Source organism: Achromobacter sp. (assembly GCF_036567245.1).
GTDB lineage: Bacteria > Pseudomonadota > Gammaproteobacteria > Burkholderiales > Burkholderiaceae_B > Achromobacter.
Window position 1 is genome coordinate 1 of the sequence record NZ_DATCUY010000456.1, and the last position, 7,201, is coordinate 7,201.

Consider the following 7,201-nt stretch of genomic DNA (forward strand, 5'->3'; position numbering starts at 1 on the left):
CAGGTACACGGCCGCGTGGCGGCCATCGGCAATGCGGCGCAGACCCTGCATCCGGTCGCCGGCCAGGGCCTGAACCTGGGCCTGCGCGACGCGGCCCGCCTGGCCCAGACCCTGGGCGGCTGGCTGGCCCATGCTGATGTCAATCCCGGGTCCGCCCTGGCGGAATTCGCCGGGGCGCGCCACGTGGACCGCTTCCTCACCGCCGGCCTGACCGATCTGATGCCCCGCATCTTCTCGACCGGCCTGGCTCCGGTGGAGCACGCTTGCGGCCTGGCCTTATTGGGGATGGATCTGGCCGCTCCTCTGCGCGCGCCGTTGGCGCAGCATCTGCTGCAAGGTTTCCGCGCCTGAATTCCACCCGTTCCGTCCCGATAAACGGGGCGGGTTGTCTGTTTTCGCCTTCCTCTGTTACGAATTGTTCTCCCGGTGACAAAGGGGGCGCGATCGAGCCGGTTAAAATGTGAGCATGCGCATAGGTCAATGGACCCTTCCCAACAACGTGCTGGTCGCGCCCATGGCGGGCGTGACGGACCGTCCTTTCCGCCAGCTTTGCAAGAAGCTGGGGGCGGGCTACGCCGTGTCGGAAATGGCCGCCAGCAACCCCAAGCTGTGGGATAGCGTCAAAACCTCCCGGCGCCTGAACCATGACGGCGAAATCGCCCCCATTTCCGTGCAGATCGCCGGCGCCGACCCCGCCATGATGGCGGAGGCGGCGGTGTTCAACGCCAGCAAGGGCGCCCGGATCATCGACATCAACATGGGCTGCCCGGTCAAGAAAGTCTGCAACGTGGCCTCCGGGTCGGCGCTACTGCGCCATGAGGACCAGATCGCCCGCATCCTGGACGCGGTGGTGGCCGCCTGCGCGCCCCTGGACGTGCCGGTGACGCTGAAGACCCGCACCGGCTGGGACCGCGAGAGCCGCAATGCCCTGCGGGTGGCGAAAATGGCCGAAAACGCCGGCATCGCCGCCCTGACCCTGCACGGGCGCACCCGCGCCGACCTCTATACGGGCGAGGCGGAATATGACACTATCCGCGCCGTCAAGGCGGAGCTGAAAATCCCCGTTGTCGCCAACGGAGATATCACGACGCCCGAAAAAGCCAGGCACGTCCTGGATTACACTGGCGCCGACGCGGTCATGATCGGCCGGGCGGCTCAAGGCCGTCCCTGGATTTTCCGCGAAATCGACCACTACCTGCGCACGGGCGAAACACTGGCCCCTCCCTCCTATGGGGAAATGCGCGAGCTGCTGCTCGAACATCTCGACGACCATTACCGGTTCTATGGCGAGCACACCGGCGTACGCACGGCGCGCAAGCACATAGGCTGGTATCTGGACGGCCTGCCGGGCGCGGATTCGTTCTGCGCCCGCATGAATCTGATCGACAACACCCGCGACCAGTGGCGGGCCGTGTCGGACTGGTTCGATCTCATCTCGCGCGACGGCGGACCCCATCCGGCGCCAGTCGCAGAAGCCCTGCTGGCGGCATAACCGCCTCAACACCAACATAAAAATATCTGTACTCAAATGAGCAAGAAAGATGTCCTGGAAGAATGCGTGCGCGCCAGCCTGGAGCGCTATTTCGAAGACTTGGGCGAATCCGAACCCCACGACATGTGGGACATGGTGATGCGCTGCGTGGAGCGCCCGGTGCTGGAAGTGGCGCTGGAACGGTCGGGCGGCAACCAGTCGCGGGCATCCGAAATGCTGGGCATCACCCGCAACACCCTGCGCAAGAAGTTGCTGGCGCACAATATCCAGGTATAGCTTTCGTGCGCGGGCGGCAGGCGCATCGCGCCGCCCGCTCCCCCCAGATTTCCCATCCGACCTGAACGAGAAAGGCGCTCCCGCCCCACTCCCGTCCCTCACCATGAAAATCGAAACCGCCCTGCTTTCGGTGTCCGACAAGACCGGCATCGTTGAATTTGCCCGCGCCCTGGCCGCGCGCGGCGTGCGCCTGCTGTCCACCGGCGGCACCGCCAAGTTGCTGGCCGAATCCGGCCTGACCGTCACCGAAGTGGCGGCCCACACGGGTTCGCCCGAAATTCTCGATGGCCGCGTCAAGACGCTGCACCCGAAGATCCACGGCGGCCTGCTGGCGCGCCGCGACAGCGCCGAGCACATGGACACCATCAAGGCTGCGGGCATCGACCGCATCGACATGCTGGTGGTCAACCTGTATCCGTTCCGCGAAACCGTGGCCAAGCCGGACTGCACCTTCGCCGACGCCGTCGAGAACATCGACATCGGCGGCCCGGCCATGCTGCGCGCGGCGGCCAAGAACCATGGCACCGAAGCCGGCGGCGTGACGGTGGTGATCGACCCGGTCGACTACTCGCGGGTGCTGGCTGAAATGGACAAGGGCGGCAACACCTCCTACGGCCTGCGCCTGGCGCTGGCCTCCAAGGTGTACGCCCACACCGCCGCCTACGACGGCGCCATCGCCGCCTACCTGACCAGCCTGGCCGACGCCGAGCCCAAGCAGGAAGCCGTGCCGGCCCGCAACGAATGGCCCGGCACCCTGACCCTGCAAGTCAAGCAGCAGCAGGCGCTGCGCTACGGCGAGAACCCGCACCAGACCGCCGCCTTCTACGTGGACGCGCAGCGTCACGCCGGCCTGCTGGGCAACTACCGCCAGTTGCAGGGCAAGGAACTGTCCTACAACAACATTGCGGACGCCGACGCCGCCTGGGAATGCGCGCGCAGCTTCGAAGCGCCCGCCTGCGTCATCGTCAAGCACGCCAACCCCTGCGGCGTGGCGGTCGCGGCCGACACGCTGGGCGCCTACCAGCAAGCCTTCAAGACCGACCCGACCTCGGCCTTCGGCGGCATCATCGCCTTCAACCGCCCGGTCGACGCCGCCACGGCCGAAGCCGTGAGCGCGCAGTTCCTGGAAGTGCTGCTGGCCCCCGCCTATGACGGCGCCGCGCTGGCCATCCTGGCCGCCAAGAAGAACGTGCGCGTGCTGGAAGTGCCGATGGGCACGGGCCAGAACGCCTTCGACATCAAGCGCGTGGGCGGCGGCTGGCTGGTGCAGAGCCCGGACGCCTACAACGTGCCGCGCGACGCGCTCAAGGTGGTCAGCAAGCGCCAGCCCACCGAAGCTGAAATGAACGACCTGGCATTCGCCTGGAAGGTCGCCAAATACGTCAAGTCCAACGCCATCGTGTTCGTGGGCGGCGGCATGACCCTGGGCGTGGGCGCCGGCCAGATGAGCCGCATCGACTCGGCCCGCATCGCCTCGATCAAGGCGGAAAACGCCGGCCTGACCCTGAAGGGCTCGGCCGTGGCGTCGGATGCCTTCTTCCCGTTCCGCGACGGCCTGGATGTGGTGGTGGCAGCTGGCGCGACCTGCGTGATCCAGCCGGGCGGCAGCATGCGCGACGAGGAAGTGATCGCCGCGGCCGACGAGCATGGCATCGCCATGGTGCTGACCGGCACCCGCCACTTCCGCCACTGATGCGCGTCCTCGGCATCGATCCCGGCTTGCGCCGCACCGGCTTCGGTGTGATCGATGCCGACGGCCCGCGGCTGCGCTACGTGGCCAGCGGGACCATCGTGGTCCCGCCGGCGCTGGCGCTGTCCGAACGCCTCAAAGTCATCCTGGACAATCTGCGCCAGGTGGCGCGCGACACGCAACCCGATGTGGCCGCGCTGGAAATCATCTTCCTGAACACCAATCCCGCGTCCACGCTGCTGCTGGGCCAGGCGCGCGGCGCCGCGCTGTGCGCGCTGGCCGACAGCTCGCTGGCGGTGCACGAGTACACCGCGCTGCAGATCAAGAAGGCCGTGGTCGGCACCGGCCGCGCCGCCAAGGAGCAGGTGCAGATGATGGTGCAGCACCTGCTGGCGCTGGACGGCGCGCCCGCGCCCGACTCGGCCGACGCGCTGGCCTGCGCCATCTGCCATGCCCACGCCGGCCCCATGCAGGACAAGCTGGAACGCCTGGGCGCGACCCTGCGCATGAGCGGCAAGACCCGCATCCGCAACGGCCGCCTGGTCGGCTGAACGCCTGACCCACCGCGATTTGCCACAGGGCGGGACCGGTTCCCGCCGATTGCGCGCCCGCGCGTATAGAATCCCCGCATCCGCCGCGCATTCAGCGGCCTCACCATTGCCAGGCCACCATCACCATGATCGGACGCATCACCGGAACCCTGATCGAAAAACTCCCGCCCACCATCTGCGTGGACGTGGGCGGTCTGGGCTATGACATCGACGTGCCCATGAGCACGCTGTACTCCCTGCCCGACACCGGCGCCCGCGTCACGCTCTACACGCACCTGACGGTGCGCGAAGACGCCCACATCCTGTATGGCTTCGCCTCCGCCGGCGAACGCAGCGCGTTCCGCGAACTGATCAAGGTCAGCGGCATCGGCGCGCGCACCGCGCTGTCGGTGCTGTCGGGGCTGTCGGTGGCGGATCTGGCGCAGGCCATTACCTTGCAGGAATCGGGCCGCCTGACGCGCGTGCCCGGCATCGGCAAGAAGACCGCGGAACGCCTGTTGCTGGAGATGCGCGGCAAGCTGGGCGCCGACATCGGCGCGTCCGCCCACGCCACGCCCGACAATCAATCGGACATCCTGAACGCGCTGCTGGCGCTGGGCTACTCGGAAAAGGAATCGTTGTCGGCGCTGAAGACCCTGCCGGAAGGCGTGGGCGTGTCCGACGGCATCAAACAGGCCTTGAAGGCGCTGGTGCGCTGAGACAGGCTTACAGGTAGCGTGGCGCCACGGCTTCCAGGCCGGTCGGCACCACATGCAGTTCGGGCGCGATCGGCCCGCTGCAGATGTTGTCGCGGCGCAGGGAGTCCAGGTTGTCGCGCGACATCAGCGGCGTGCCAGGCAGGCATTCGAACAGCCGGGCCTGCATGCGGCCCACGCCCATCGGCATGCTGACCACCGGCCGAGGATGGCCGCTCCAGGCGGCGCACAGGCGGGCGATCTCGCCCAGCGTGTAGACCTGGGGGCCGCCCAACTCGTAGGTCTTGCCGCAGGTGTGCGTATTGCCCAGCGCCGATACGATGGCGGCGACCACGTCGCCCACATAGACCGGCTGCATGCGCACGTGCGCGCCCGCCAGCGGCAGTACCGGCAGCCAGCGCGCCAGGCCGGCGAACATATTGGTGAATTTGTCGTCGGGGCCGAAGACCACCGAAGGACGGAAGATGGTCCAACCGCCTTCCTGCCAGCCCTGCAATTCCTGTTTGATGGCGGCTTCGCCATCGCCCTTGGAGCGCTGGTACATGCTGTCGCCATTGGAATCGGCGCCCAGCGCGCTGACGTGCAGCAGCCGCCGCACACTCTGCCGGCGGCAGGCTTGCGCGATGCGCTGCGGCAACAGCACGTGCGCCCGCGCGAACTCCGAACCATAGGGCCGCCCGGCGTTGCCGTGCAGGATGCCGACCAGGTTGACGACCGCGTCGCAGCCCTGCGCCAGGCTGTCCAGCGTGGCGTCGTCGTGCACGTCGCGTTCGAGCAAGGTAACGGTGGGAAGAATCTGCAGGTCGCGCCCGCGGCTAAAGAGCCGGGTGGGCACGACGATCTGATGTTGATCCGCGGAAAGCCGCGCTACCAGATGACGGCCGATGAAACCGGTGCCGCCGATGACAAGGATACGCATGTCGCAGCCCCTGTTCGTCAGGATTCAGTCCCGATTCTGCCTTGCACACGCTACAACCGCAAGCGCGCATCGGCGGCCCCGGAAAGGGGCCATCCGCGGGTATCAGGCCGCCAGCAGCTTGGCGTAGGCCGGAAGATCGACGTTACCGCCGCTGATGATGACGCCGACCCGCGCGCCGCGCACCGGCACCACGTTTTGCATGACGGCGGCCGCGCCCAGGCAACCGGTGGGTTCGACCACCATCTTCATCCGTTCGGCGAAGAAGCGCATGGCGGTGACCAGTTGCTCGTCCGTCACCGTGACGATGTCGCGCACATGCTTCTGGATGAGCGGGAAGGTCAGGTTGCCCAAGTGCGTCGTGGCGGCGCCATCGGCCAGGGTCTTGGGCGCCGGAATTCGAACGATTTCACCTTTGCGCAAGGACTGCTGGCCGTCGTTGCCGGCCTCGGGCTCGACCCCGTAGACCAGGCAGCGCGGGCTCAACGCGTAGGCGGACAGCGCCGACCCCGACAGCAGGCCGCCGCCGCCCAGGCAGACGAACAGGTAATCCAGCTCGCCCACTTCCTCGAACAGTTCCTTGGAGGCGGTACCCTGGCCGGCGATCACGTCTTCGTGATCGTAGGGCGGGATCAGGGCGGCGCCGGTTTCCGCCTGGATGCGGCGGGCGATCTCCTCGCGGTCCTCGGTGTAGCGGTCATAGGTGACGATCTTGCCGCCATAACCCTCGGTGGCGGCGCGTTTGGCGGCCGGCGCGTCCAGCGGCATGATGATGGTAGCCTGCACGCCCTGCAGCCTGGAGGCCAGGGCGATGGCCTGCGCATGGTTGCCAGACGAGAACGTCACCACGCCCGCGGCGCGCTGCTCTGGGGTCAGGCGCGCGATGGCGTTGTAGCCGCCGCGGAACTTGAAGGCGCCCATGCGCTGGAAGTTCTCGCACTTGAAAAAGACCGACGCGCCGCTGATCGCGTCGGCGGTGGCCGAGGTCAGTACGGGCGTGCGGTGCGCGTTGCCGGCCAGGCGCTCGCTGGCGCGCACGACGTCGTCATAGGTGGGCAATTCGGGCTGCATGGGATTGTGTCCTTTGATCGCGAAGGGAAATCAAAACCTTCGGATCATAAACCCGCAGCGCGGTCGAGGCGCCAATTGGGCGCCGTTCGATGCACGGCCCCCTCCGATTGGCCCGCCGCCTACTTGCCGAAGAGGTCGCCGGAACCTGTGGTGGTGCCGGCTGGAGGGGTCAGCCCCAGATGGCGCCAGGTGGTCAGCGTGGCAGTGCGGCCGCGCGGCGTGCGCTGCAGATAGCCGTGCTGGATCAGATAGGGCTCGATCACGTCCTCGATCGTGTCGCGCTCTTCGCCGATGGCGGCGGCCAGGCTGTCCACGCCGACGGGGCCGCCGTCGAACTTGTGGATGATGGCCTCGAGCAGCTTGCGGTCCATCAGGTCCAGGCCCTGCGGGTCCACCTCCAGCATGGCCAGCGCGCGGCCGGCGACCTCGGCGTCGATGGTCCCACCAGCCTTGACCTCGGCGTAGTCGCGCACCCGGCGCAGCAGCCGGTTGGCGATGCGCGGCGTGCCG

At 67.6% G+C, this 7,201-nt stretch carries 9 protein-coding genes; 6 read left to right on the forward strand and 3 right to left on the reverse strand.

The window, feature by feature from the left end; all coding sequences use genetic code 11:
* From VIR09_RS19515 to ruvA, 6 genes are all read left to right on the forward strand, one after another.
* A partial coding sequence (locus VIR09_RS19515) for an FAD-dependent monooxygenase (protein WP_332014363.1) occupies positions 1-351 on the forward strand: 351 nt, incomplete at its 5' end.
* Between the two features lie 115 nt (positions 352-466).
* The gene (dusB, locus tag VIR09_RS19520; protein ID WP_332014364.1) at positions 467-1,492 is read left to right on the forward strand and encodes a tRNA dihydrouridine synthase DusB; all 1,026 of its coding nucleotides are present in this window, start codon (positions 467-469) and stop codon (positions 1,490-1,492) included.
* 36 nt (positions 1,493-1,528) lie between these two features.
* The gene (locus VIR09_RS19525; protein WP_006217670.1) at positions 1,529-1,768 is read left to right on the forward strand and encodes a helix-turn-helix domain-containing protein; all 240 of its coding nucleotides are present in this window, start codon (positions 1,529-1,531) and stop codon (positions 1,766-1,768) included.
* 103 nt (positions 1,769-1,871) lie between these two features.
* Positions 1,872-3,461 carry a bifunctional phosphoribosylaminoimidazolecarboxamide formyltransferase/IMP cyclohydrolase gene (gene purH / locus VIR09_RS19530; protein WP_332014365.1) on the forward strand — a complete coding sequence of 530 codons (1,590 nt, stop codon included), beginning with the start codon at positions 1,872-1,874 and terminating at the stop codon, positions 3,459-3,461.
* Complete coding sequence (ruvC, locus tag VIR09_RS19535) at positions 3,461-4,009, forward strand: crossover junction endodeoxyribonuclease RuvC (protein ID WP_332014366.1); 549 nt, start codon at positions 3,461-3,463, stop codon at positions 4,007-4,009. The genes purH and ruvC overlap by 1 nt, the downstream gene beginning before the upstream one ends.
* Before the next feature lie 125 nt (positions 4,010-4,134).
* Entirely contained in the window at positions 4,135-4,707 is a 573-nt protein-coding gene (ruvA, locus tag VIR09_RS19540) for a Holliday junction branch migration protein RuvA (protein WP_173143858.1), read from the forward strand.
* A gap of 7 nt (positions 4,708-4,714) precedes the next feature.
* Here ruvA and VIR09_RS19545 read toward each other — a convergent pair whose 3' ends face one another.
* From VIR09_RS19545 to VIR09_RS19555, 3 genes are all read right to left on the reverse strand, one after another.
* Positions 4,715-5,623, reverse strand: coding sequence for a complex I NDUFA9 subunit family protein (locus tag VIR09_RS19545; RefSeq protein WP_332014367.1), 909 nt, complete (start codon positions 5,621-5,623; stop codon positions 4,715-4,717).
* Between the two features lie 102 nt (positions 5,624-5,725).
* Entirely contained in the window at positions 5,726-6,691 is a 966-nt protein-coding gene (locus VIR09_RS19550) for a threo-3-hydroxy-L-aspartate ammonia-lyase (protein ID WP_332014368.1), read from the reverse strand.
* A 119-nt stretch (positions 6,692-6,810) separates the two neighbouring features.
* Positions 6,811-7,201 (reverse strand): Holliday junction DNA helicase RuvB C-terminal domain-containing protein (locus VIR09_RS19555; RefSeq protein ID WP_332014369.1); only part of this gene is annotated, 391 nt, incomplete at its 5' end.